General features: G+C 68.5%; 1 protein-coding gene. It reads left to right on the plus strand.

All coding sequences use genetic code 11. From position 1 onward, the window contains the following. Window positions 1-67: 67 nt before the first annotated feature. Window positions 68-1,170: ISAzo13 family transposase (locus ACYVDG_RS32645; RefSeq protein ID WP_460764153.1), on the plus strand; the 1,103-nt coding region annotated here is incomplete at its 3' end.

The raw sequence follows: 1,170 nt of genomic DNA on the forward strand, positions 1-1,170 counted from the left end.
AGGAGCCGTAAGGAAACTACTGGCATATCCGCCCTCGTTGTCATGCCCAGCATGGTAGACGGACCTCGTGGCGATATCCGAGAAGGCCTTGACAGCGCTGGATGTGAAGTTCACCGCGCTGCTACCGCACCTGGACGAACGGCAGCGGCGCCTCTACCTGGCCTCGGAGGCCAACGCGTTGGGACACGGCGGGACCGCGACCGTGGCCAGGCTGGCGGAAGTCTCCGAATCGACCATCACGCGTGGGCGGGCTGAACTCGCCGACGACCCAACACCCCTGGGCCGGATACGCCGGCCCGGTGGTGGCCGCAGATCCGCCACCGAGCGCGACCCGGGCCTGTGCACCGCCCTCGCAGCGCTGATCGAGCCGCGCGAGGTCGGCGATCCTGTCTCGCCACTGCGCTGGACGACCGCCTCACTGCGCGACCTCGCCCGGTGGCTGACACAAGACGGGCACCCGGTCAGCGCCCCGGTGGTCGGCGACCTGCTGCGAGACATGGGGTTCAGCCTGCAGGGCATGGCCAAGACCCGGGCCGGATCCCAAGCACCCGACCGCGACGCCCAGTTCCAGCACATCAACACGGTGGCCGAGCACTTCCTCGCCCAGGGCCTGCCCGTGGTGAGCGTGGACGCCAAACACAAGGAACCGATCGGCGGCTTCGCCCGCCCAGGCCGCAGCTACCGCCCCAAGGGCCAACCGATCACCGCCCCCGACCACGACTTCCTGGACCCCCACACACCGGTAGCCATCCCCTACGGCGTCTACGACCTGGGACACGACACCGGGTGGGTAAACGTGGGCACCAACCGCAACACCGCCGCCTTCGCGGTCGAGTCCCTGCGCCGGTGGTGGAACGACCAGGGCCGGGCAGACTACCCCGACGCTACCCAACTGCTGATCACCGCCGACTCCGGCGGAGCGAACGCCGCTAACTCCCACCTGTTCAAGATGGAGCTCGCCGCCTTCTGCGACGAGTCCGGCCTGACCGCCACCATCGCCCACTTCCCACCCGGCACCTCGAAATGGAACAAGGTCGAGCACCGCCTGTTCTCCCGCATCACCCACAGTCTGCGCGGCCGACCGCTGACAAGCTACGAGGTGCTACTCCAGACCATCTCCGCCACCCAGACCCGCACCGGCCTGACCGTCAGGGCCGCGCTGGACGAGAA

It is taken from the genome of Nocardiopsis oceani, from assembly GCF_054777395.1.